24 protein-coding genes and 1 tRNA gene are annotated in these 21,799 nt (G+C 73.3%); 13 read left to right on the forward strand and 12 right to left on the reverse strand.

The features are described 5' to 3' along the window. Positions 1-28 precede the first annotated feature (28 nt). From ELR47_RS12530 to ELR47_RS12550, 5 genes are all read right to left on the reverse strand, one after another. Positions 29-1,696, reverse strand: coding sequence for an LGFP repeat-containing protein (locus ELR47_RS12530; protein ID WP_130650205.1), 1,668 nt, complete (start codon positions 1,694-1,696; stop codon positions 29-31). After that, complete coding sequence (locus ELR47_RS12535) at positions 1,693-2,211, reverse strand: hypothetical protein (RefSeq protein WP_130650206.1); 519 nt, start codon at positions 2,209-2,211, stop codon at positions 1,693-1,695. The genes ELR47_RS12530 and ELR47_RS12535 overlap by 4 nt, the downstream gene beginning before the upstream one ends. An 11-nt stretch (positions 2,212-2,222) precedes the next feature. After that, positions 2,223-2,837 carry a hypothetical protein gene (locus tag ELR47_RS12540; protein ID WP_130650207.1) on the reverse strand — a complete coding sequence of 205 codons (615 nt, stop codon included), beginning with the start codon at positions 2,835-2,837 and terminating at the stop codon, positions 2,223-2,225. A 71-nt stretch (positions 2,838-2,908) separates the two neighbouring features. Continuing rightward, complete coding sequence (locus tag ELR47_RS12545; protein WP_130650208.1) at positions 2,909-3,694, reverse strand: hypothetical protein; 786 nt, start codon at positions 3,692-3,694, stop codon at positions 2,909-2,911. Next, positions 3,691-4,302: a MauE/DoxX family redox-associated membrane protein gene (locus tag ELR47_RS12550; protein ID WP_130650209.1), complete on the reverse strand. Its 612-nt coding sequence runs from the start codon at positions 4,300-4,302 to the stop codon at positions 3,691-3,693. The genes ELR47_RS12545 and ELR47_RS12550 overlap by 4 nt, the downstream gene beginning before the upstream one ends. A gap of 197 nt (positions 4,303-4,499) precedes the next feature. On the opposite strand from ELR47_RS12550, the gene ELR47_RS12555 reads away from it, so the two are divergent. The 3 genes from ELR47_RS12555 (at position 4,500) to ELR47_RS12565 (ending at position 7,148) form a co-directional block, all read left to right on the forward strand. After that, entirely contained in the window at positions 4,500-5,330 is an 831-nt protein-coding gene (locus ELR47_RS12555; protein WP_165404049.1) for an EamA family transporter, read from the forward strand. 154 nt (positions 5,331-5,484) lie between these two features. Continuing rightward, positions 5,485-5,856, forward strand: a complete 372-nt coding sequence (locus ELR47_RS12560; protein ID WP_130650211.1) for a hypothetical protein — start codon at positions 5,485-5,487, stop codon at positions 5,854-5,856. Positions 5,857-5,957: 101 nt separating this feature from the next. Next, on the forward strand, positions 5,958-7,148 hold the full coding sequence (locus tag ELR47_RS12565; RefSeq protein ID WP_130650212.1) for a GAF domain-containing sensor histidine kinase: 1,191 nt from the start codon (positions 5,958-5,960) through the stop codon (positions 7,146-7,148). A gap of 77 nt (positions 7,149-7,225) precedes the next feature. Here the strand turns inward: ELR47_RS12565 and ELR47_RS12570 are convergent, their stop codons facing one another. Continuing rightward, positions 7,226-8,017: a TetR/AcrR family transcriptional regulator gene (locus ELR47_RS12570; RefSeq protein WP_165404050.1), complete on the reverse strand. Its 792-nt coding sequence runs from the start codon at positions 8,015-8,017 to the stop codon at positions 7,226-7,228. Between the two features lie 164 nt (positions 8,018-8,181). Here ELR47_RS12570 and ELR47_RS12575 point away from each other — a divergent pair, with 164 nt between their 5' ends. Next, positions 8,182-9,141 carry an NAD-dependent epimerase/dehydratase family protein gene (locus ELR47_RS12575; protein WP_130650214.1) on the forward strand — a complete coding sequence of 320 codons (960 nt, stop codon included), beginning with the start codon at positions 8,182-8,184 and terminating at the stop codon, positions 9,139-9,141. Here the strand turns inward: ELR47_RS12575 and ELR47_RS12580 are convergent. The 3 genes from ELR47_RS12580 to ELR47_RS19155 form a co-directional block, all read right to left on the reverse strand. Then, positions 9,119-10,333: an acyl-CoA dehydrogenase family protein gene (locus ELR47_RS12580; RefSeq protein ID WP_130650215.1), complete on the reverse strand. Its 1,215-nt coding sequence runs from the start codon at positions 10,331-10,333 to the stop codon at positions 9,119-9,121. The genes ELR47_RS12575 and ELR47_RS12580 overlap by 23 nt on opposite strands. 54 nt (positions 10,334-10,387) lie before the next feature. Beyond that, positions 10,388-10,726 (reverse strand): hypothetical protein, encoded by a 339-nt coding sequence (locus ELR47_RS12585; RefSeq protein WP_130650216.1) that lies wholly within the window; start codon positions 10,724-10,726, stop codon positions 10,388-10,390. A gap of 144 nt (positions 10,727-10,870) precedes the next feature. Continuing rightward, the gene (locus ELR47_RS19155; RefSeq protein ID WP_276319906.1) at positions 10,871-11,656 is read right to left on the reverse strand and encodes a transglycosylase family protein; all 786 of its coding nucleotides are present in this window, start codon (positions 11,654-11,656) and stop codon (positions 10,871-10,873) included. A gap of 324 nt (positions 11,657-11,980) precedes the next feature. Between ELR47_RS19155 and ELR47_RS12595 the strand changes: the two genes are divergently transcribed. Continuing rightward, on the forward strand, positions 11,981-12,916 hold the full coding sequence (locus ELR47_RS12595; protein WP_165404051.1) for a DMT family transporter: 936 nt from the start codon (positions 11,981-11,983) through the stop codon (positions 12,914-12,916). 59 nt (positions 12,917-12,975) lie between these two features. Here ELR47_RS12595 and ELR47_RS12600 read toward each other — a convergent pair whose 3' ends face one another. After that, positions 12,976-13,281 carry a thiamine-binding protein gene (locus ELR47_RS12600; protein ID WP_130650218.1) on the reverse strand — a complete coding sequence of 102 codons (306 nt, stop codon included), beginning with the start codon at positions 13,279-13,281 and terminating at the stop codon, positions 12,976-12,978. A gap of 101 nt (positions 13,282-13,382) precedes the next feature. Between ELR47_RS12600 and ELR47_RS12605 the strand changes: the two genes are divergently transcribed. From ELR47_RS12605 to ELR47_RS12635, 7 genes are all read left to right on the forward strand, one after another. Further along, the gene (locus tag ELR47_RS12605; RefSeq protein ID WP_130650219.1) at positions 13,383-14,750 is read left to right on the forward strand and encodes an NfeD family protein; all 1,368 of its coding nucleotides are present in this window, start codon (positions 13,383-13,385) and stop codon (positions 14,748-14,750) included. A gap of 13 nt (positions 14,751-14,763) precedes the next feature. After that, positions 14,764-15,546 carry a slipin family protein gene (locus tag ELR47_RS12610; RefSeq protein WP_130650220.1) on the forward strand — a complete coding sequence of 261 codons (783 nt, stop codon included), beginning with the start codon at positions 14,764-14,766 and terminating at the stop codon, positions 15,544-15,546. Positions 15,547-15,726: 180 nt separating this feature from the next. Continuing rightward, positions 15,727-16,599 (forward strand): cytochrome bc1 complex diheme cytochrome c subunit, encoded by an 873-nt coding sequence (gene qcrC / locus ELR47_RS12615; RefSeq protein WP_130650221.1) that lies wholly within the window; start codon positions 15,727-15,729, stop codon positions 16,597-16,599. After that, positions 16,586-17,500 (forward strand): ubiquinol-cytochrome c reductase iron-sulfur subunit, encoded by a 915-nt coding sequence (locus ELR47_RS12620; protein WP_130650222.1) that lies wholly within the window; start codon positions 16,586-16,588, stop codon positions 17,498-17,500. The genes qcrC and ELR47_RS12620 overlap by 14 nt, the downstream gene beginning before the upstream one ends. A 10-nt stretch (positions 17,501-17,510) precedes the next feature. Next, positions 17,511-18,881 (forward strand): cytochrome bc1 complex cytochrome b subunit, encoded by a 1,371-nt coding sequence (gene qcrB, locus ELR47_RS12625; protein ID WP_130650223.1) that lies wholly within the window; start codon positions 17,511-17,513, stop codon positions 18,879-18,881. 1 nt (position 18,882) lies between these two features. Further along, positions 18,883-19,299, forward strand: coding sequence for a hypothetical protein (locus tag ELR47_RS12630; protein ID WP_130650224.1), 417 nt, complete (start codon positions 18,883-18,885; stop codon positions 19,297-19,299). Positions 19,300-19,409: 110 nt separating this feature from the next. Then, positions 19,410-20,018, forward strand: a complete 609-nt coding sequence (locus ELR47_RS12635) for a DsbA family protein (protein ID WP_130650225.1) — start codon at positions 19,410-19,412, stop codon at positions 20,016-20,018. A 24-nt stretch (positions 20,019-20,042) separates the two neighbouring features. On the opposite strand, the gene ELR47_RS12640 is transcribed toward ELR47_RS12635, so the two are convergent. After that, positions 20,043-20,417, reverse strand: coding sequence for an ACT domain-containing protein (locus ELR47_RS12640; RefSeq protein WP_165404052.1), 375 nt, complete (start codon positions 20,415-20,417; stop codon positions 20,043-20,045). Between the two features lie 214 nt (positions 20,418-20,631). Between ELR47_RS12640 and ELR47_RS12645 the strand changes: the two genes are divergently transcribed. Next, a tRNA-Asn gene (locus ELR47_RS12645) sits at positions 20,632-20,704 on the forward strand. Between the two features lie 117 nt (positions 20,705-20,821). On the opposite strand, the gene ELR47_RS12650 is transcribed toward ELR47_RS12645, so the two are convergent. Next, positions 20,822-21,787, reverse strand: a complete 966-nt coding sequence (locus ELR47_RS12650; RefSeq protein WP_130650227.1) for a zinc-binding dehydrogenase — start codon at positions 21,785-21,787, stop codon at positions 20,822-20,824. Between the last annotated feature and the right edge of the window lie 12 nt (positions 21,788-21,799).

Below are 21,799 nucleotides of genomic sequence, written 5' to 3' on the forward strand. Positions count from 1 at the left end.
GCGGGCGCGGCTCAGCAGGGCAGATCGGTCAGGGCAGGTCGCTGGGGCGTCGGGGCGACCGCGGCGCGGTGCCGTCCGGTCCGGTGCCCGAGACGGCGGCCGGGCGGCGTGCGGGGCGTCGTTCGAGGATCTGCGCGCGGCCGTCGGAACCGACGACGATCGCGCCACCCTCGAACGACGCACGCCGTCGGCCGCCCGGGACGGCCACGACGTCGCTGGTCGGCAGACCGAGCCGGCCGTCGGGACCGCCGGCGTCGTCGTAGGCGGCGAGCACCGGGCCGGACAGGTGGCGGACCCCCGTCCCCTCGCCGGTGAACAGCGCTCCCTCGACGAGGTCGAGCCGGCGGCCGCGTCCACCGGCGACACTGCTCGCGGAGCGCAGCGGCCGCCCCCAGGAACCACCGGGGCCGCCAGCCTCGAGGTAGCGCACCGCCAGGTCGTCGCCGATCGGGAACAGCGTCCCGCCCCGGGTCTGGGTGACGATGCCGCGCTCGAAGCGCTGCAGACGGGCGGTGCCGGAGGTGGTCTCCTCGGCGACCGGCAGTCCGACCGCGTCCGGCCCGCTCGGCCAGCGACGGGTCGCCTCCACCACGTCACGGCGCAGCTCGACCATGGGTCCGCCGGCGGCCTGCGCCAGCGTGCTGTGCTGGAACGAGACGATCACGCCGCCGCCGGTGCGGGTCGTGCCCATCGGGTAGCCCAGGCGCCCGCGGGGGCCGCCGAGCGCGCGGAAGCGTTCGTCGAAGGCGCCGACGACCGGTTGCGGGGTCGCCGAGCGCGAACGCAGGTAGATGGTTCCGCCCTGGTAGCGCACGGAGGTGCCGGCGCCGTCACCGACGGCGGTCACCTCGGTGGTGGGATAGCCCAGCGGCGAGGTGTCCCCGCCGAGCTCGCGGTGGACGGCGTCGATCGAGCCGTACACCGCCAGTGCACCCGTGGCCTGGCGGTAGTGGATCGAACCGTTGTCGTAGCGGCGGTAGCGCCCGCCCGCGGCTCCGCCCCGTTCCGGCGTGGTGGGACGCCCGAGGATCGAGCCGGACAGACCCAGGTCCTGGTACCTGAGGTCGATGAAGGTGGCGTCGCGTTGCGGCAGACAGGTCGAGTTGTGACTGCGGGTGCGGTTGTCCACCCGCACCGTGCGGTTGCAGGACGCGTCCCACTCCCACGGCGCGATGCAGGTCACGACCCGGCAGACGACCTCGGTCACCCCGGCGACCTGCGTGTTGCACTGGCCGTAGCGGAAGTTGTTGCAGCAGACCCGCCGCTGGTCACAGGGATCATCGGCGCAGCGGCAGTTGCAGGACGCCGAGGGGCTGCGGTTGCAGTCGATGACGTAGCGGGCACGTCCCATGCAGAACGGCGAGTCGTCGATGCGCCACCACCCGGCGGCGTACGACCCCGGCGGGCAGGTGTTGGCCCCGTCGTTGACGCTGCAGCAGAACGCGGTCCACCCGCTCGAGCAGGACGCCCCGGTCCCGCAGACCTGCGCGTACGCCGTCCCTGGCCGCAGCGTGTAGCGGATCGGGTCGATCGCCATCGCCGAGCCGACGACGGCGACCCGCCCCAGGAACCGGCGGCGCGACAGGCCGCGACCGGCCAGCGCCCGACCCACCCGGTCGACGAGCCGGACGCTCAGCGGGGTGTCGGTGCCGGCAGCGCGCGTCTCGACCGGGCCGGTCGTGGAGGTGGCCGTCATGGTCGTTCCTCCCCCGGCTGCGCCGGGTCGATGGAGATCTGCGCGAGGACCGCCTCGACGCGGCGCACCTGCCGGTTGACGTCCCCGTGGTCGCCGAGGACGACGTAGAGGCAGAACGCCCGACCGGCTTCGGTGAAGAAGTGCTGCCAGCCGGCCTGGTTGCGCATCGAACGCTGCAGCGAACGGGTGCTGAACGTGCGCGGGTCGAGTCGCCGCGGCAGTCCCTGGGCAGCGAACAACGGCGTGTCCGCCTCCTCGGTGCCGTACTCCAGCAGTGCCACGAACGCGTCGTCGTCGGCCATCAGGTCGACGGCGCCGGAGCCGAAGTCGCCCCGTTCGTTGGGCAGGGCGAAAGTCGCGAGGTGGACGACGGGTGGCCCCTTCGCGGCCGCCGCGGCCGCCGCGGCCGCCGCGAAGGGTCCCACCTCGCCGTCGACGTGCATCGGCTCGCGACGGATCGCGCCCTCCCACCCCCGGGGCAGCTCCGCCCGGATCCCGTGACCTCGCAGTTGCATGTCGTCCTCCTTCAGACGGCTGCGCCGACGAACAGCGCGGCCGCGACCGCGGCGACGGTGACCTCGGTGATCCGCTGGGCCAACGAGCTGCGCCGGTCGAGCGCACGGTGGTAGCGCTGCAGGCCGGCCGGGTCCCGCAGCCGCGCGGTGGTCAGCAACGGCAGGGCACGCACGAGGCCGAAGCTCGCCCCGAGCAACGCACCGGTCGCGGTCGAGCCCGAAGCCAGCGCGAGCAGCAGCAACAGGTGCGTCGCAGCGGTCGGGATGCGGGTGAAGACGGCGCCGCCGAGCTGGGCCCCGAAGCCGGCGCCGTACACCCAGCCACGGAAGTCGTCCAGCCACCGCTCGTCGACCTGCCGCTGCCAGCTGGGAAGCCGGCCGGGCATCCGGCCGGCGTCGACCAGCAGGGCGCCCACCGCGGCCAGTCCGAGCAGCACGAGCCCGAGCGGACGCGGCAGCTCCCAGCCGGCGGCGGCGCCCAGCCAGGCCGCCAGCCGGCCGACCGCACCTGCCAGCCCGAAGACCACCGCCCCACCGATGATCGACGCGACGAGGTAGGCGGCGGCCGTCACCGACCACCGCTGTCCTCGTGAGGCCTCCCCGACCGGGGAGATGCTGGAGAGCATCGACATCCCTCAGGGAGACCAGGAGCTGCGCAGTGCCGCCACCGTCGCGAGGGTCAGGCCGAGTGCCGGGATCACGGTCGCGTCCCGGTGTCGTCGCCTGCCGCGGGCGCGCCCGCGCCGCCGACGGTGACCTCGTCGCCCGGCGCGAACTGCTCGGCCCGGCGGTACAGACTCGGGTCGCCGGGCTCGATGCCCGCGGCGAGCAGGTGCCGGTCGGCGTCGCGCTCGCGACGGGCGTCGGCCGCGGCCTTGTCGCGCCCCGCCGCACCCTGCAGCAGCAGGCGGCGCACGGCCGGCCAGGTCCCGGCCGTGCCCTCGCCCCGGACCCGGCCCGTGGCGCCGTCGACGTGGACCACGTACGGACTGCCCGGCACGTCGTGGGCGTCCCAGGTCGCGTCGCTCATGACCACGGTCGCGCCGGGCGGCGCCAGACGGGCGATCGCGTCGCGGTCCTCGTCGGGCTCCTCCCGGGTGACGACCACCACCCGGGTGTCGCCCGGGACGTCGGGCGCCTCGAGCGCGGGCCAGTACGGCTTGCAGCCGGCGCAGGTCGACGACAGGAACACCAGGACCGTGTCGTGGCGCACCTCGCGCACGCGCAACGCGAGCACCTCGCCGTCGGGACCGACGCCGACGACGTCGTCGGCGAGCCGGCCGTCGACCGGCGTGGCCGGCGCCGCGACGGCCGCCGTCGGCGCCCCGGACGACGCGGGCGCGCCGGCGGGCTGGTCCGGGTCGATGCCCGCACCGAGCTCGTGCAGCCGCCGCAGGATCTCGGCGTGACTGCGTAGCAGTCCGACGACCAGCACGGTCTGCACGGCGACGACGACGGCGAGGAGTACGACCACGACCATCATGCGCGACCTCCGGCGCCCGGGTCGGACGGCGCCACCCGCGGCGCGGGCAACGTGATGCGGCGGGTGGCGGCCCGCAGGTCCGGCAAGGCGCCCAGCAGTTGCTGGAGCGAGGCGACGGCCACCAACGCCAGGACGGCGGCGACCAGGGTCGGGAGCGCGGCGAGGCCCAACCCGGCGGCCGGCGACCCGAGCAACGCCAGGTTGGGCGCCAGGGCAGCCACGGCGGCCGCGACGGTCACCACCGCGTCGATCGTGACGTGCAGCGGCCCGGCGGGCGCGGCGGCCTGCCCGAAGCAGCCACACGAAGCACCACGGCGCCACTGCCGCGCGGCGACGAGCGTGAAGGCGCCGTAGGCGAGGGCCAGGCCGACCAGCGGCAGGCGTCCGCCGACGACCAGCACCAGCACCGCCAGCCCGAGCTCGCCGGCACCGATCGTGCGCACCAGCAACCGGGCGCGGGCGCCGCGCCAGCCGAGCGCGTCACCGGCGTCCTGGGGACGCCGCAGCTTGGCCAGTCCCGCGGGCAGCAGCAGACCGGCGCCGAGCACGACGGCGACCAACAGCAACTCGGCCGCCAGCGGCGACCACGCCTCGAGTACCGCGTACATGTCCTGCCCTCCCCCGAACCCCGGGCCCGGACTGGCCCCTCGCGGGGCGTCGACGGACGCTAAACGACCCGTGCGACACCGACAACACCGGCCCCGGGATGCGGGAAGCGGCGCGCGGGCGGCGCGCTAGCCTCCCGGTCCGCGCCACCGATCTCCCTGCGACTCGCGTCGGCCGCGTCCGTTGCGAAGGGCAGATCGTGGGTTCGTTGCTCGCGCTCGGTGCCGCACTCGGCTTCGGGGTCTCCGACTACACCGGCGGGCTCGCCGCGCGGCGGGGCTCGGCGCTGACGGTGACCCTGCTCGGTCAGGTGGCCGGTCTGCTCGCGCTGGTGCCGGCGTTGGTGTTGGTGGCGGGCCGACCGTCGTTCGCCGCCCTCGGGTACGGGGCGGCGGCCGGACTGTTCGGCAGCCTCGGGCTGGTGCTCTACCTGCGCTGCATGGCACTCGGGCCGATGGGTGTCATCTCACCCGTCGCCGCACTGGTCGGCGCCGCCGTACCGGTGCTGTGGGCCGTCGGCCTCGCCGGCGAGCGCCTGGATCCCCGCGACGTCGCCGGGGTGGTGGCCGGTCTGGCCGCGGTCGTGCTCGTCGCCTACCGACGCGGAGCGGGCCGGGCCGCGGCGGGGAGTCGCGGACCGCTGGTCGCGGCCGGCGCCGGGGCGGCGTTCGGCCTGTTCCTGGTGCTGCTCGACGCGACGCCGGGCGACTCGGGGCTGTGGCCGCTCGTGGGGTCGCGCCTGGCCGGCATCGGGCTGTTGGCGGCCCTCGTGCGGGCCCGACCCCGTCCCTGGCCGTCCACCGACGGCCGCCGGCTGGCCGTGGTCAGCGGCGTGACCGACCAGCTCGCCAACGTGTCGTTCCTGCTCGCCACCCGTACCGGACTGCTGTCGCTGGCCTCGCTGCTCACCAGCCTCTACCCGGTCGTGGTACTGGTGCTGGCCCGGCAGCTGCTGCACGAGCGTCTCACCCGCCCGCAGGCCGGGGGCGTCGCACTCGCCCTGCTCACCAGCGTCCTGATCGCCGCCTGAGGCGTGGTCCGCCACCTCGCGTCGTGCCCGGCGGCGACCCGACAGCCCCGCGCGGCGCATGCGGACGGACGGTCGGGGCACGGCCGGGTCGTGCCGCGATAGCGCCTTACGGTGAACCGGCAGGTCCATGACGACGAGACGAGACGAGGCCACCGTGCGACTGCCCACAGCGCTGCGCCCGACCGTGGGCGACGACGACGCGCGGGGTCCCGCCCCGGCGCCGCCCACCCCTCGGCACGGTCTGCTCCCGACCGTGGTCGCGGCCGTGAGGCTGCCGGGTGACCTGCTGCTGGCATTGGGGTATGTGGTCCGACAGTTGCCGTTCCTCGTGCAGGACCTGCGCAGCCTCGTCAACGACCTGGCCCGACTCGCGCACGTCGGTGATCCGGGGGCGCTCAGCGACCTGGTCGCCGGGTTGGCACGCGCCGCCTCGACGGAGGGAGAGCTGACCCGCCTGCTGCGTGCCGCCGCGGAGTTGGCCGAGGCACGCGCCGAGGTGGAACGCGGGCAGACGCCCGAGACCTGAGCACGCCGAGGACGGCGCGGCCCATCGGGCGACGACGCGCGCTGTACAGCTCCTGAAGCACGCCCTAGGCTCGGCACGCCGACGAGAGCACCCGGATACAGGTGGCAGCGAGCCCGATCATCGACGAATCCTCACGGCTCGCCGCCGTTCGACGCTACGACGCCCTGGCGATCCCGCCCGACGGCGCGTTCGAGCGCATCGCCCGCATGGCCGCCCGCCTCACGGACACGCCGATCGCCACGATCTCGATCGTCGACGAGGACCGGATCTGGTTCCCGGCCACCCATGGCCTCGACGTGACCGAGATCGCCCACGAGCCGGGACTGTGCGCGTCGGCCGTCCTGCAGCCCGACCCGTACGTGGTGACCGACGCCAGTCTCGATCCGAGGACGCTCGACAACAGCCTCGTCCGCGGCGAGCTGGGGCTGCGGTTCTACGTCGGGATCCCGCTGCGGACCGCCGACGGGCACGGGCTGGGCACCCTGAACGTCATCGACGTCGCGCCCCGGTCCCTGCGACCGGGTGAGCTCGAGCACCTGCAGGACCTGGCGGCGATCGTGATGGACGAACTCGAACTGCGGCTCGCGGCCCGCGGCGCCGTCGCCGCCGAGTCCCAGCGGGTCGCCGCCGGCTACCGCGACACGCTCCTGGCCGGCATCTCGCACGAGCTGCGCACCCCCATCGCCAAGCTGCAGGGCGTGGCCAGCCTGGCGGCGGCCACCCCGCCGACGGACATCGCCGACGCGCAACTGCGTGCGGTGCTGACACGGCAGGTCCGCCACCTCGACTGGCTGGTGGGCCAGTACCTCGACTTCGCCCTGCTCGAGAGCCAGCATCACGAACCGACGGCCGACCTCGCCCCGCTGACGCTGACCGAGGTGGTGGAACAGGCGACGGAGCTGTTCCGCGACCGGGCGACGATCGTTCTCGACGTCGAGCCCGGGCTCCCACAGGCCCTGGCGGACCTCCCACGCACGCAGCGCATCGTCACCGAACTCCTCAACAACGCCGTCCGGTTCGCCGGCACCCGCGCACCGATCCGGGTGGAGGTGGGGTGGGGCGACGATCCCGAGCTGGTGCGGGTGTCCGTGGTCGACGCCGGACCGGGAATCCCCGCCGACCAGCTGACGCACCTGTTCGACCGTTTCACCCGTGACCCGCGCTCGACCGGGACCGGCGTGGGACTGTTCGTCAGCCGCGCCAACGCCGAGGTGCAGGGTGGGCGCATCGAGGTGGTCTCCACCCCCGGAGCGGGCAGCTGTTTCACGCTGCTGCTGCGCCGGGCACACTGAGCCGCCGAACGCTACGAGCAACTGCTCGACTCCGCTGCGAGCAACTGCTCGACTTCCGCTGCGAGCGACTGCTCGACTCAGGCTGCGAGCAACTGCTCGACCAGCGCGGTGACCTCGCCGTCGTAGAGCGTCGCGCAGCCGTCGGGGAACAGCCATCGGTGGTGGCCGAAGACCTCGAGGCTCACCTGACCGTGCAGGCGCCCCCAGGCCAGCAGCAGGGCGGCCCCGACCGGTGGTGGCAGCTCGTGGCCGTCGAGGACGCCCATCCCGGCGAGGCGGCCGGCCGTGTCGTCGTCGGCGGCGGCGGCACGCCATCCCGCGGGGATGCGCAGGCGTCCGGTGTCCCAGGCCTCGAGCAGCGGTCGGCCGAGGGCCGCGCCGACACGTCCCATGGCGGCGACCGTCGGGCCACCCGGTGGCGCGGCGTACCCGGGCACCGGATCGCCGAACACGAGCGTGAACTCCTGGGGGTGGGTCACGCCCCAGTCACGGTACGCGAGCGCGACGGCGCGCAACCGGTCGCCGAGCTCACACGTCGGACCGGCGACCAGCGGCGGCGGCGCGTCGTCCTCCCGCGGCTGCACGCGCTCGTCCAGTGCGCCGATGGCAGCACTCAGATGATCGGCGAGCCCGTGGTAGCTGGCCGTGATCACCTGCGTCAGCAGGTCGTCGCGCGACGCGACGTAGCGGTAGAGCCCCGCCGGGCTCATGCCCACGCGGCGGGCGACCCGGCGAAGTGACAGGGCGACGGCCCCGTGTTCGCGGATCTCCGCGTACGCGGCCGCGAGCAGCGCCTGCTCGGTCTGCAGTCGCAGGCGGGCCCGATGCCCCGACGGTGCCGGGGGCGGGGTCAGGTCACGCGACTCCACGGGATTTCCGATCTCCGTCTCCGGGCGCCCGTCGCCGGCCAGCGTAGCGATCAGGGGTTGCAACGCGAACGTCGTTCGCGTTTACTGCACAGGAACGCGAACATCGTTCGCACTTCGGGGCGCTACGCCCCTCGACCGCCGGGCACCCCGGCAGGAGCACTCCCATGCGCGTCACCATCCTGGGCGCCACCGGCGGCATCGGCCGCACGCTGGTCGACGAACTGCTCACCCGCGGCCACGAGGTCACCGCCGTCAGCCGCTCGGTCACCGCGTCCGACGTGCCGCCCGGCACCCGTGTCCGGGCGGCCGACCTCACCGACGCGGCCGCCGCCCGCGGTGCCTGCGCCGGTGCCGAGGTGGTGGTGATGGCCGCGAACCTGCCCTACGCCGACTGGCACGCGCACCTCCTGCCGACGGTCGGGAACGCCCTCGACGCCGCGGTCGCGACCGACGCCCGCTTCGTGATGGTCGACAATCTCTACGCCTACGGCGCACCGGCCGCGCCGATCACCGACCGCTCCCCCGAGGCCGGCCCCTCGCGCAAGGCCGCCGTGCGGCGCCGGGTCGCCGCTCTGCTGCTCGCCGCCCACGACGCCGGCCGGACCGGCGTCACCATCGGCCGCTTCTCCGACTACTACGGCCCCCACGGCCAGCACAGCCTGCTCGGCATGCTGATGATCGACCCGGTGCTGCGCGGCCGGCGACCTCGCGCCTTCGTCGCCGCCGACCAGCCGCACACGTTCGCGTACCTGCCCGACGCCGCGGCCGCGTTCGCGACGCTGGTCGAGCGTCCCGAGGCGGACGGCCGCAGCTGGATCCTTCCCGCCGCCGAGCCGATCACCCAGCGCGAGGTCGCGGCGCTGGTCACCGACGCCGTCGGCGTCGAACGCCGGCTCGCGGCCGTTCCGCCGGCGATGCTGTGGGCGGCGGGCCTCGTCGACCGGCAACTGCGCGAGGCCCGCGAGCAGGTGCCGCAGTTCGACCGCCCCTACGTGGCGCTCGGCGACGAGTTCACCGCCACCTTCGGACCGCACCCGCTGACCCCCCACCCCGAAGCGGTCCGGGCGACGGTCGCGGCCCGCCGCGACGCCGACCGGCCGCTCACTGGGGCAGGTAGCGCTTGAGCTCGCGCCGGGCGAGGGCCATCTCGTGGACCTCGTCCGGCCCGTCGGCCATCCGCAACGTGCGGGCGTGGGCCCACATCATGGCCAGCGGCGTGTCGTTGGAGAACCCGGCACCGCCGTGCACCTGGATCGCCTTGTCGAGCACCCACTCGGCCATCTGCGGCGCGACGATCTTGATCGCCGAGATCTCCATGCGCGCGCCCTTGTTGCCCACGGTGTCCATCAGGGCGGCGGCCTCGAGGGTGAGCAGACGGGCCTGCTCGATCCGCACCCGCGACTGGGCGATCCAGTGCTGGACGATCCCCTGCCGGGCCAGGTGCTTGCCGAAGGTCTCGCGGGCGACGGCCCGCTCGCACATCAGGTCGAAGGCCCGCTCCGCCATGCCGATCAGGCGCATGCAGTGGTGGATGCGGCCGGGGCCGAGCCGCTCCTGGGCGATGCGGAACCCGTCGCCCTCCTGTCCGATGAGGTTCCCGGCGGGGACACGGACGTCGGTGAAGCGCAGTTCGGGGTGCCCCCCGTGACCGTCGTAGTGGCCGAACACCGGCAGTTCCCGCACGATCTCGATGCCCGGGGTGTCCATCGGCACGAGGATCATCGACTGCTGGCGGTAGGGCTGCTCGTCGGGGTCGGTGACGCCCATGAAGATGCCGACCCGGCAGCGCGGACTCGCTGCCCCGGTCGACCACCACTTGCGGCCGTTGAGCACGTACTCGTCGCCGTCGCGCTCGATGCGCGAACGGATGTTGCGGGCGTCGGACGAGGCGACGTCCGGCTCGGTCATGAAGAACGCCGAGCGGATCTCGGCCTCGAGCAGGGGGTGCAACCACTGCTGCTGCTGTTCGGGCGTGCCGAACAGGTGCAGCACCTCCATGTTGCCGGTGTCCGGCGCGTTGCAGTTGAGCGCCTCGGGCGCGATCAGCGGCGAGCGTCCGGTGAGCTCGGCGAGGTACGCGTAGTCGAGGTTCGACAGGCCGGCACCGTGCTCGGGGTCCGGCAGGAACAGGTTCCACAGGCCGCGTCGCCGGGCCTCGTCCTGCAGCTCCCGCAACACCGCCGGGTGGTGATGGCGCTCCCCCGACGCCTCGATCTCCGCGGCATAGCGGGCCTCGTTGGGGTAGACGTGGACGTCGAGGAAGTCGAGCAGGGAGTCCCGGAACTCCTCGCCGCGCGCACTCAGCCGCAGATCCAACGTCGCTCTCCCGTGCGATGTGGCGGACACCGGCCGGCACCCGCAGCCGCGACGCTAGCTGCCGACGCTGCGCAGGTGGCGATCGGCCGCCTCGTGGTCGGCCTGTTCGCGGGTACGGCCCTGCTCGAACCCGGCCACGGCGGCCAGCGCGAGTTCCTCGCCGCGTCGGCGCAGGTCACCGGCCGCGCCGAGCGCGGTCGAGCGCACGCGACGCAACGCGTCCCGACGCAGCTCGCGGCGTCGGTCGCCACCGTGCTCGGGATCCTTGAGGTACATCCAGCCGGCGCCCATCGCGGCACCCGCGGAGAACGACAGCATCGATCGCACGCGCACGTGTTGCTCCTTCTCCCCCGGCATCGTCCACCGGGTCATCGTCCGGTCATCGTCCGTCATCGTCCGGTCCTCGACCGGTGCTTCGTCCGGGTCGGACCAGGTCGGCCCCACCACCCGGGGCGACCCTAGCTACCCGTCGTCGCTCGACGCGTCGCTCGACGCGCCGCTCGACGCGACGCTCGGCACGTCGGCGGCCCGGCCCCGTCAGCGCAGGCCGAGCTGCCGGCTGCAGGAGGGCCACGCCTGCCAGCCCTGGCGTTCGAGCAGGATCTCGCCACGGCGGATCTGCTCCGCCCGGGAGGCCTCGTGCGGGTAGCCGCTGCCGCCGACCCACTGCCACGAATCCAGCGTGAACTGCAGGCCGCCGTAGAAGCCGTTGCCAGTGTTGATGCTCCAGTTGCCACCCGACTCGCACTCCGCGATCCGCTCCCAGACGCCCGTGTCGGTGGCCCCGCCCGGCGTTGCCGGCTCCGGCGCCGGCTCGGGCACCGGCACCGGCTCCGGCTCGGGCTCCGGCTCGGGCGCCGGCTCCGGTACCGCGTCCACCTCCGCCGCCGCGGTCGCGACCAGTTGCGTGCGCGCCTCCATGGACTCGGCGAGTTCGACGGCGAGGGGAGCCTCCGCGGTCACGATCGGTTCGAGCCGGTCACCCGGCGTCACCGTCACCGTCCGCACCTCACCGCTGCCGCGCTCCCCGGTGCCCGCCGCCGCATCGATCACGACCGCGGCCGTCGCGGCCGCCACCACGGCGCCGGCGGCCGTCAGCCCCTGGACGAGACGCGAGGCGGGAGCGCGGCGGGAGCGGCGGGCACCATCCGGCTGCGTGCGGGCACCATCCGGCTGCGTGCGGGCACCATCCGGCTGCGTGCGGGCACCATCCGGCTGCGTGCGGGCACGATCCGGCTGCGTGCGGGCACGATCCGGCTGCGTGCGGGCACGATCCGGCTGCGTGCGGGCACGATCCGGCTGCGTGCGGGCACGACGAGACATGGACGCTCCTGCGTTGGGGACGTGGACGACACGAGTCCACCGTGCGGCGGCGCCGGGAGCCCGGCCACCTGGGAGTACGCCCGGGCGGGAAGTCGGGTGGGTCGCCGCAGGCGGACGGCCCCCGCGTCCGGACGAGGGTTCCCCGGCCGGACGGTCAGGGCGATGACGCGTTGACAGCGACCGGTCGACAAGCCGTCGCCTGGTGTCGAGCCGGCCAGGAACGTCGGTATGCTGATCGGATCGTCCGGCGAACCGAACGTCGGCCCGCTTCCTCACGAGACGCCCGTGCCAGCCTCGTCGCCGTCGACCCCGCATCGACCGCGCATGCTGGCCACCTCCGGGGGGACCAACCTCGAGGCGTTCGGCGGCCCGGAATGGGGTCTGCTCGCGGTCATCGCGACGATCTGGGGTACCTCGTTCCTGTTCATGGCCGTCGGACTCGAGGCCTTCGAACCCGGCCTGATCGCCTTGGCGCGCGTCGGACTCGGAGCGCTGTCGTTGGCCCTGGTGCCCGCGGCCCGTCGCACCCGGGTCGCCCGCGAGGACCTCCCCCGCGTGGCGCTGCTCGGCGTGCTGTGGATGGGTATCCCGCTGCTGCTGTTCCCGGTCGCGCAGCAGTGGATCGACTCCTCGGTGGCCGGGATGGTGAACGCCGCGATGCCCCTGACCACCGCGGCGTGGTCGGCCCTGCTGCTGCGACGCCTGCCAGGCCGCGCGCAAGCCGTCGGTCTGGCCGTCGGGTTCGCCGGGATCGTCGCCATCTCGCTCCCGGAACTGCCCGTGGGAGCCACCCGCACCGGCACCGGTGCCACGGCGCTCGGAACCGGCCTGGTGTTCGTCGCGGTCGTGCTCTACGGGCTGTCGGCGAACCTCGCCGTGCCGCTGCAGCAACGCTACGGCTCGCTGTCGGTCCTCCTCCGCGCCCAGCTCGCCGCGCTGGTCGTGATCGCCCCGTTCGGCATCGCCGCCATCGGCCCGTCACGCTGGGACCTCGGCGCGGCGCTCGCGATGCTGCCGCTCGGTCTGCTCGGCACCGGCCTGGCGTTCGTGCTGATGGCGACGCTGGTCGGACGCGTGGGCGGCCCGCGCGGCTCGGTCGCGATCTACTTCGTCCCGGTGGTCGCGATCGCCGCCGGCGTGGCGTTCCGCAGCGAGCAGGTCCACCCGCTGGCCGTCGTCGGCACCGTGCTGGTGCTCGCCGGGGCGTGGATCACCTCACGCCGCGAATCGCTGCCTCCCGCGCCGCTCGGCCGCGGCTGAGCGGCGCAGAGGGACGCGCGTCCGCCCCCGCAGCTGTCGGCGCGCCCCCGAGCGACCCGTCAGGCGGTCGGGTCCTGCAGCGCCCGCTCGACGCGGTCCTTCTTGTAGGCGAGTGAGTGCTCGTGCCCGGCGCCGGGGTGGTGGTCGAGCTTCATCACCAGCGACACCCGCGGCCCGTAGCGCTCGCAGACGTCGATGCACTGCTTGAGCACCGCCTGGATCTCGTCCCACTCGCCCTCGATGTTGGTGAACATCGCGTTCGTCTCGTTGGGCAGGCCGCTCTCGCGCACGACCCGGACGCACTCGGCGACGGCGTCACCGACGTGCTGGGGGCCGACGGGGGCAACGGAGAAGGCGACGATCACGGCGGGCTCCTGGTGTCGGGGATCGCCCGGACACGCGCGTCCGAGGGCGGGACCAACAGCCAACCAGACCGGCCGCCGGGACCACTACCCTCGACCGGGACGTGAACAGGGTCGAGCGAACCGACGCCTCCCGGCTGCGTGCCGCGGCCGCTCTCGCCTGCCTCGTCGCCGGCCTGCTGTCGGTGTTGGGCGCCACCTCGGTCCGGGCGCAGGCACCGACCTCGATCGCCACCACCACCGTCACCGGGGCGATCACGCCGGTCACCGCCGAGCACCTCGCCGACACGGTCGCGCTGGCCGCCCAGGACGGACACCAGGCGCTGGTCGTGCTCCTCGACACCCCCGGCGGGCTGGTCGACGCGACCCGCCGCATCGCCCAGTCCTTCCTCGACGCCCCGCTGCCGGTGGTCGTCTACGTCGCCCCGGCGGGCGCCGACGCCGGGTCGGCCGGCACCTTCATCACCTACGCCGGGCACGTCGCCGCGATGGCACCGGCGACCACCATCGGCGCGGCCACCCCGGTCGACCTCGAGGGCGGTGAGGTCGGCGACAAGATCGTCGAGAACGCGGCCGCTTTCGCCCGGACGCTCGCCGAGGAACGCGGACGCGACGTCGACTTCGCCGTGGCGTCCGTGCGTGACGGGCGCTCCGTCACCGCCGCGACCGCGCTCGAGGAGGGGGTCGTCGACCTGATCGCCGACGACCTCGACGACCTGCTCGGACGTCTCGACGGCGCCGACGTCGAGGTCCGCGGGCGCGGCACGGTGACGCTCACGACGGCCGGTGCGACCACGGTCGACTACGAGATGTCCACGGCGCGGACGCTGTTGGCGATCCTGGCCGACCCGAACCTCGCGTTCGTCTTCCTCTCGCTGGGCACGCTGGGCATCCTCTACGAGATCGCCTCGCCGGGCCTCGGGCTCGGCGGCGTCATCGGGGTCGCCTCCCTCGTCCTGGCGATGTTCTCGCTCGCGGTGCTGCCGGTGAACTGGGCCGGCGCGGTCCTGCTCGTGGTGGCCTTCGTCATGTTCGTCGCGGAGCTGTTCATGCCCGGCGTCGGGGTGGGCGCCGCCGGGGGCACCGGCGCGCTGGTCCTGGGCGGGTTGTTCCTGTTCCAGGACCAGCCGGGCCTCGGGGTGGACTGGTGGGTCATCGCCCCGACCGCGGTGCTGATGCTCGCGCTCACGATCCTCGCCGGACGCATCGTCTGGCGCAGTCGGGCGCGTCCCTCGGCCGCCGGCTCGGACGACCTGCTCGGCCGCACGGTCGTCGTCCGCGACGCCGCGACGGGCACGCCACGGGCTCGGGTGAGCGGTTCGTACTGGCGCCTGCAACCGCTCGACGGCGCGCCGCCGCTGCGCGACGGTCAGACCGTCGAGGTCGTCGACCGGCACAACCTCGACCTCGTGGTGGTCCCCGTCGCACGCGCGCGTGCCGACGGCTCCGCCGCTCCCATCCGCACCGACTGACCCAGGAGACCCCATGGACGGCGCCGTCATCGGCATCGCCTTCGCCCTCGTGTTGCTCGTGCTCATCGTCGCGTCGTCGATCCGGATCGTCGACGAGTACGAGCGCGGGGTCATCTTCCGTCTCGGCCGGGTCACCGGCGCCCGCGGCCCCGGACTGTTCTTCCTCATCCCGGTGATCGAGAAGATGGTGAAGGTCAACCTGCAGACCATCGCCATGGACATCCCGCCGCAGGACATCATCACCAAGGACAACGTGACCGTCCGGGTCAACGCCGTCACCTACTTCAACGTGACCGAACCGGTGGCCTCGGTCGTCAAGGTGCAGAACTACGCCTACGCCACCTCCCAGATCGCCCAGACCACGCTGCGCTCGGTGATCGGCGGCGTCGACCTCGACGAGGTGCTCGTCAACCGCGACGAGATCAACTCCCAGTTGCAGCAGATCATCGACGGGATCACCGACGACTGGGGCGTCAAGGTGACCCTCGTCGAGGTCAAGGACGTCGAGCTGCCCGAGGTCATGCGGCGCGCGATGGCGCGCCAGGCCGAGGCCGAGCGCGACCGCCGGGCGAAGGTGATCCACGCGCAGGGGGAGTTCGAGGCGGCGCAGCGGCTGTCCGAGGCCGCCCACGTGCTGGCGACCGAGTCCGGCGCCATGCAGCTGCGACTGCTGCAGACCCTGACCGACATCTCCGCGGAGCAGAACTCCACGCTGGTGCTGCCCATCCCCATGGAACTGCTCAAGTTCGCCGAGTCGTTCGCGCCGAACCAGTCCGACGCTTCCCGCAACGCGTGAGGCCACGGGGGGCGGGCGCGTCGCGGACCGGGCGGACCGCGACGCTGCACCGGGCGCACAGAGGAGCCGGGTACGCTGCGGCCCGCTCCGGAGGAACGCCCACGCGGCCGTCTCGAGGGCCACGCCGTTCGTGTGATCCCGTCCTCTGCGAATCTGCTCCTCCCCCGAAAGGTGAGGCACGTGTCGGCCGACGCACTCCGGTCCGCGTCCGGCCGCTCGCTGCGAGCACTGAGGTGGGTGCTGGGTGTCGTCGCGATCGCGACCGTCGCCGTCGGCATCAACCTCGCGTTCGGCGCGAGCGCCACCGCCCAGGAACCAGGTCTGGGTGGCCAGTGGGCCCAGGACCAGGACCTGGTCAACCGCGGAGCACAGCTGTTCGGTGCCAACTGCGCGCTGTGCCACGGTGAGCAGGGCCGCGGTCTGCAGCAGCCCGGACCGCAGGCCGGACCCTCGCTGATCGGCGTCGGGGCGGCCTCGGTCGACTTCATGGTCCGCTCGGGCCGGATGCCGATGACCGATGCGCAGAACCGCCTGCAGCGCGGCCCCAACCGGTTCAGCGAGGAGGACACCCGGGCGCTGGTCGCGTTCGTCGAGAGCCTCGCCCCGGGCGAGGGACCCGACATCCCCGACATCGACGGCTGGCAGGAGGCCGACCTCTCCCACGGCCTCGAGCTGTTCACGCGCAACTGTGCCGCCTGCCACGGGCCCACGGCCCAGGGCATCGCGGTCGGGCAGCGCGACATCTCCTCGACCCTCGACGTCGTACCGCCGCTCGAGATCGCCGAGGCGGTCCGCAGCGGCCCGGGCGTGATGCCCCGGTTCCTCGAGGACACCATGAGCGAGGAGGACCTGCAGGCCGTCACGGCCTGGGTCATGGACCTTCGCGAACGCGAGGCACCGGGCGGTTGGTCCTTCGGGCGCTCGGGCCCGGTCGCCGAGGGCGCCATCGCGATCATCGTCGGCCTCGGTCTGCTCACGATCGTGATGTACCTGCTCGGCGAGAAGGCGCACGACGAGTACGACGAGGTGGAGGAATACCGTGGCGAGCGGTGACCGGCCCCGCACGCGCGGGGAACAATGGCGCGAACAGCGTGAGCGGCAGGACCGCGGCGCCCGGCTCGCCGCCATCAGCTTCGTCGTCGCCATCATCGCGGCGTTCGGGCTCATGGGCGTCTACATCGCCGGTGGGCAGACCCAGCTCGAGGGTGCGCTGCTGTTCGTCGCCTTCGGGGCGGTGGGCACCGGTCTCGGCATCTGGGGCAAGCAGGTCATCGGGCCCCGGATCGTGGTCGAGGAGCGCTATCCGATGCGCTCGCCCGAACCGGCACGCGACGAGTTCGAGGCCGCCTACGAGGAGTCGCTCGGCGAGGCCGTCGTCGGTGGCCGTCGGCGGTTCCTGCTGCGTCTGCTGGCCGGTGCCGGCGCGTCGCTCGGGCTGGCCTTGATCGTCCCGATCCGTTCGCTCGGGCCGGGCCCCGGTCGCGACCTGTTCGCCACCGCCTGGGAGCCCGGCCTGCGGCTGGTCGACGCCGGCGGCACCCCGATCCTCGCCGAGCAGATGGCCGCCGACGAGGTGCGCACCGTGTTCCCCGAAGGGGCGGCGGGTGACGCCAAGGCGCAGGCGCTGCTGATCGGTACGCGCCCCGACCAGCTCGACCGCGACGCGCTGCCCGGCCAGACCGTCGGCGACCTGGTGTGCTACTCGAAGATCTGCACCCACGCCGGCTGCCCGGTCGGGCTCTACCGCGCGTCGGTGGGCGAGCTGATCTGCCCCTGTCACCAGTCGACCTTCGACGTGAACAACGCCGCGGTGGTGGTGTCCGGACCGGCGGGTCGCGGTCTGCCGCAGTTGCCCCTGGGTGTGGACGACGAGGGCTACCTGATCGCGACCGGCGACTTCAACGAGCCGGTCGGTCCGTCGTTCTGGAACATGACCCACGACGTGGACGTGTGAGGAGCCGACCGTGAGCGCCGCTGAGACCCGACGCCGCCAGAGCCCGGTCGACGACCTCGCCCGTTGGCTCGACGACCGCCTCCGCCTCGCGGAGGGGTCGAAGAAGTACCTCAACAAGGCCTTCCCGGCCCACTGGTCGTTCCTGCTCGGCGAGGTGGCCCTGTTCTCGCTGGTGGTGCTGCTGTTCACCGGCACGTTCCTGGCCTTCTTCTACACCCCCGACGCCCGCCTGGTCGTCTACGAGGGCCCGTACGTGCCGTTGCAGGGCCTGGAGATCTCGGCCGCCTACGAGTCGACCCTGCGGTTGTCGTTCGAGGTCCGCGCGGGTCTGCTGATGCGCCAGATCCACCACTGGGCGGCGCTGGTGTTCGTGGCGGCCATCGTGGCGCACATGCTGCGGGTGTTCTTCACCGGCGCGTTCCGCCGCCCCCGCGAGATCAACTGGGTCATCGGCGTGCTGCTGCTGCTGCTGTCGTTCGCCGCCGGATTCACCGGCTACTCGTTGCCCGACGACCTGCTCAGCGGCACCGGGCTGCGCATCGGCTACTCGGTGGTCCTCGGCATCCCGTTCGTCGGACCGCTGCTCGGCTTCCTGCTGCTGGGCGGCGAGTACCCCGGCACCGACACCATCAGCCGGCTGCACATCGCCCACGTGATGCTCATCCCGGCCGGTTTGCTCGGTCTGCTCGGTGCGCACCTGGCGATCCTGATCCGGCAGAAGCACACCCACAAGCCCTCGAGCCTGGCGCGCGACGACAACGTCGTCGGTGAGCCGCTGTTCCCGAGCCAGACGCTGACCACGCTGTCGCTCGGGGCGTTCACGATCGCGGTGCTGTGCCTGCTCGGTGGTCTGTTCGAGATCAACCCGGTGTGGCTCTACGGCACCTACGAGCCCTACGAGGTCTTCGCCCCGGCCCAGCCCGACTGGTACATGGGCTGGACCGAGGGACTCGTGCGCCTGTGGCCGGCGTGGGAGTGGACGATCCTCGGGGTCACGATCACCTCGACGTTCCTGCCGGCGGTCGGCCTCGGCGGCGTCATCTTCACGGTGCTGTTCGCCTGGCCCTGGATCGACAAGAAGTGGGTCGGCAAGGACGACCTGGAGCACCACCTGCTGCAGCGTCCGCGGGACAACCCGCTTCGCACCGGTATCGGCGTCGCAGCGCTGACGTTGATGGGGGTGATCTTCGTCGCTGGTTCCAACGACGTCATCGCGTCCAACCTCGAGATGGGCCTGCAGACGCTGACCGTCCTGCTGCGCTGGGCCTGCTTCGTGCTCCCGCCGATCACCGGCTTCATCGCCTTCCGCATCGCCCGGTCGCTGCAGCGGGGCGAACAACCGGCGCCGGCGCGGGAGCCCTCCCCGGTGGAGTCGGCGTGAGGTGACGGCGTTCCACCGCTACCTCGGGACCCTGCTCGTCGCCCTGTTCGCGGTCATCCTCGTGTGGGGGCTGACCCTGCGGCTCCTGCGGCGTGAGGAGGGGCCCGACGCCCTGTACGCCGTCCAGCACTGGACCGAGAACCTGTTGGTCGTGCAGACCGTGGTCGGGGTCGTGCTGCTGGTGCTCGGCCGGCGCGTGTTCACGCAGCCCGACGCCTGGCTGCACTACCTGTACGGCTCGCTGTTCCCGCTCATCGCCGTGGTCGGTGGACGCATCGCGGCACTGCGTCGTGAGCGCTACGCCTACCTCGGCATGGCCTGGGGTTCGCTGTTCGCGCTCGGCCTGACGTTGCGCGCGTTGCAGACCGGCTGCGGCTACACGATGGGCGAGATCGCCCGCTGTCTGCGGCTGACCTGAACGCCGCGCCGGGAGCCGCCGGGGCCGGGAAGCCGGCGGCGACCGGGAAGCCGGTGGCCACCGCCCGCGTTGCTTGCTGACACCACCGTCCCACAACCGAGGAGTCCGTCATGACCCTGCGCTTCGGCATCACCTTCGACTACCTGTGTCCGTTCGCCCGCAACGCCAACGAGCACGTGGTCACCGCCCTGCGCGCCGGCGCGGACTGGGACGTCGACTTCGTGCCCTACAGCCTGGCCCAGGGCCACGTCGAGGAGGGCCAGCCCGACGTCTGGGAACTCGAGGATCCCGACACGGCCTCGGGCATCCTGGCGCTGCAGGCCGGCCTGGTCGTGCGCGACCAGCACCCCGAGCAGTTCCCCGCCGCCCACGAGGCACTGTTCGCCGCCCGTCACGACCTCGGTGGGGACCTCAAGGACCCGCAGGTGGTCGCCGACGCCCTCGGGCGTGCCGGCGTCGACGCCGAGGCCGTGTTCACCACCGTGCGCGAGGGCGAGGTCCTCGCCCAGCTGCGCAAGGAGCACGACGCCGGGGTCGCCGACCACGCCGTGTGGGGCGTGCCGACGTTCATCGCCGGTGGTCGTGCGGTGTTCGTCCGCCTGATGGACCGCCCCGAGGGCGACGCCGAGCGGGCGACGCGCAGCATCGAGCAGGTGGTCGACCTGGTCGTCAACGCGCCGATGCTGCACGAGTTCAAGCAGACCGACCTGCCGCGCTGACGTCGCTCGCGCCGGCGTCGTCGGTCAGCCGCCGAGGATCTGTCGCGCCCGCTCGACATCGTCGGAGACGACCACGAGGTGGCTGCCGGCGGCGATGTAGGCCTGTTCGATGTTGACCCCGGCATCGGCGAGGCGCCGGCAGGCGTCGCCGAGCTGCCCGGGCGCGTCGGGCAGGGCGGCCACCGCCACGTCACGGGACGCCTTGACCTCGAAGCCGGCCTCCCGCAGCACCTGTACCGCGTCGTCGGCCCGGTCGACCAGGACGTGCACCAGGCCCTTGCCGCGGCCGGTGAAGGCGCTGATGGCCTCGATGTTGATGTCGGCGGTGCCGAGCGTCTCCCCGAGGCGGGCCAGGACGCCGGGCTCGTCGTCGGGGATGATCACCAGGTCCTTGCGCACCACAGCCTCGCCGTTCGGGAAGACGTCAGGCTAGTCGCCGACACCCGTGCACCGCGCGACGCGGCCGATCCGGACCAGGATGCGGACCAGGACGGCGCCGCGGGTGGACGCCGCCCGGAACGCGCGCGAGACCGCGTTCGGGGGTCCGGCGCGACGTTGCTACACTGCGCGCCGCGCTCGACGCGAGGCGCTCGGGCACGATCCGACGCCACCTTCCGGGGTAGCTCAGTTGGCAGAGCGTTCGACTGTTAATCGAAATGTCGCCGGTTCGAGCCCGGCCCCCGGAGCTTGACGCAGCGTGACACGACGGCCGCCCCCCGGGCGGCCGTCGTCGTCTGGTGGCGCGCAGACGCGCGGCGTCGCCAGGCGTCGCACCGAGCGGAGCGGCTCGCGCGGAGCGGGCGTCAGGCCGGGCGGGTGAGCACGAGCTTGCCGAACAGCTCACCGTCGACCATGCGGGAGAAGGCCTCGCGGCCGTCCTCCATCGGCAGCACGTCGTCGATCAGCGGACGCACCCCGGTCGCGTCGAGCAGCCGGACCAGCCGCACGAGCTCCTCACGGGTACCCATGGTGGAGCCGATCACCCGCAACTGGCGGTAGAACACCCGGGCCAGGTCGGCCGGCGGGTCGAACCCGGACGTCGCCCCGGCCACGACCACGACCCCGCCGGGCTCCAGCGCCCGCAGCGAGTGCTTCCAGGTCGCCTCACCGACGGTCTCGAGCACCGCGTCGACCCGGGCCGGCAGCCGCTCCCCCGCCGGCACGCCGACGTGCGCGCCGAGCTCCCGTGCGCGCTCGAGCTTGGTCTCGTCGCGACTGGTGACGCTGACGTGCAACCCGGCGGCACGCGCGAGCAGGATCGCCGCCGTCGCCACGCCTCCGCCGGCGCCCTGGATCAGCACCCGGTCCCCGGGGCGCAGCTCCCCGCGGGTGAACAGCATCCGGTAGGCCGTCAGGTACGCCGTCGGCAGGCACGCGGCCTGCTCGAAGCCGAGTTCCGCCGGCTTGTCGACGAGGTTGCGCGACGGGACGGCGACCCGGTCGGCGAAGGTGCCGTCGTAGCGTTCCGACAGGATGTTGAAGTCGCCGGCGAGCGTCTCGTCGCCGCCGGGCGTGGCGATCACCGCATGGACGATCACCTCACGACCGTCGTCGGTGACGCCGGCGGCGTCGCAGCCGAGCACCACCGGGAACCGCTCGGGGTCGACGCCGACCCCACGCAGGGTCCACACGTCGTGGTGGTTGAGCGCGGCGGCGCGGACCCGGACCGTCTCCCAGCCGGGTGGCGGTGACGGCTCGGGGTGGTCCCCGAGCGCGAGACCCGCGAGCGGGTCGTCCGGGTTGGCGGCCGTGGCGGTGAGCGCGAACATGGGGCCACCCTA

It is taken from the genome of Egicoccus halophilus (genome assembly GCF_004300825.1).
GTDB lineage: Bacteria > Actinomycetota > Nitriliruptoria > Nitriliruptorales > Nitriliruptoraceae > Egicoccus > Egicoccus halophilus.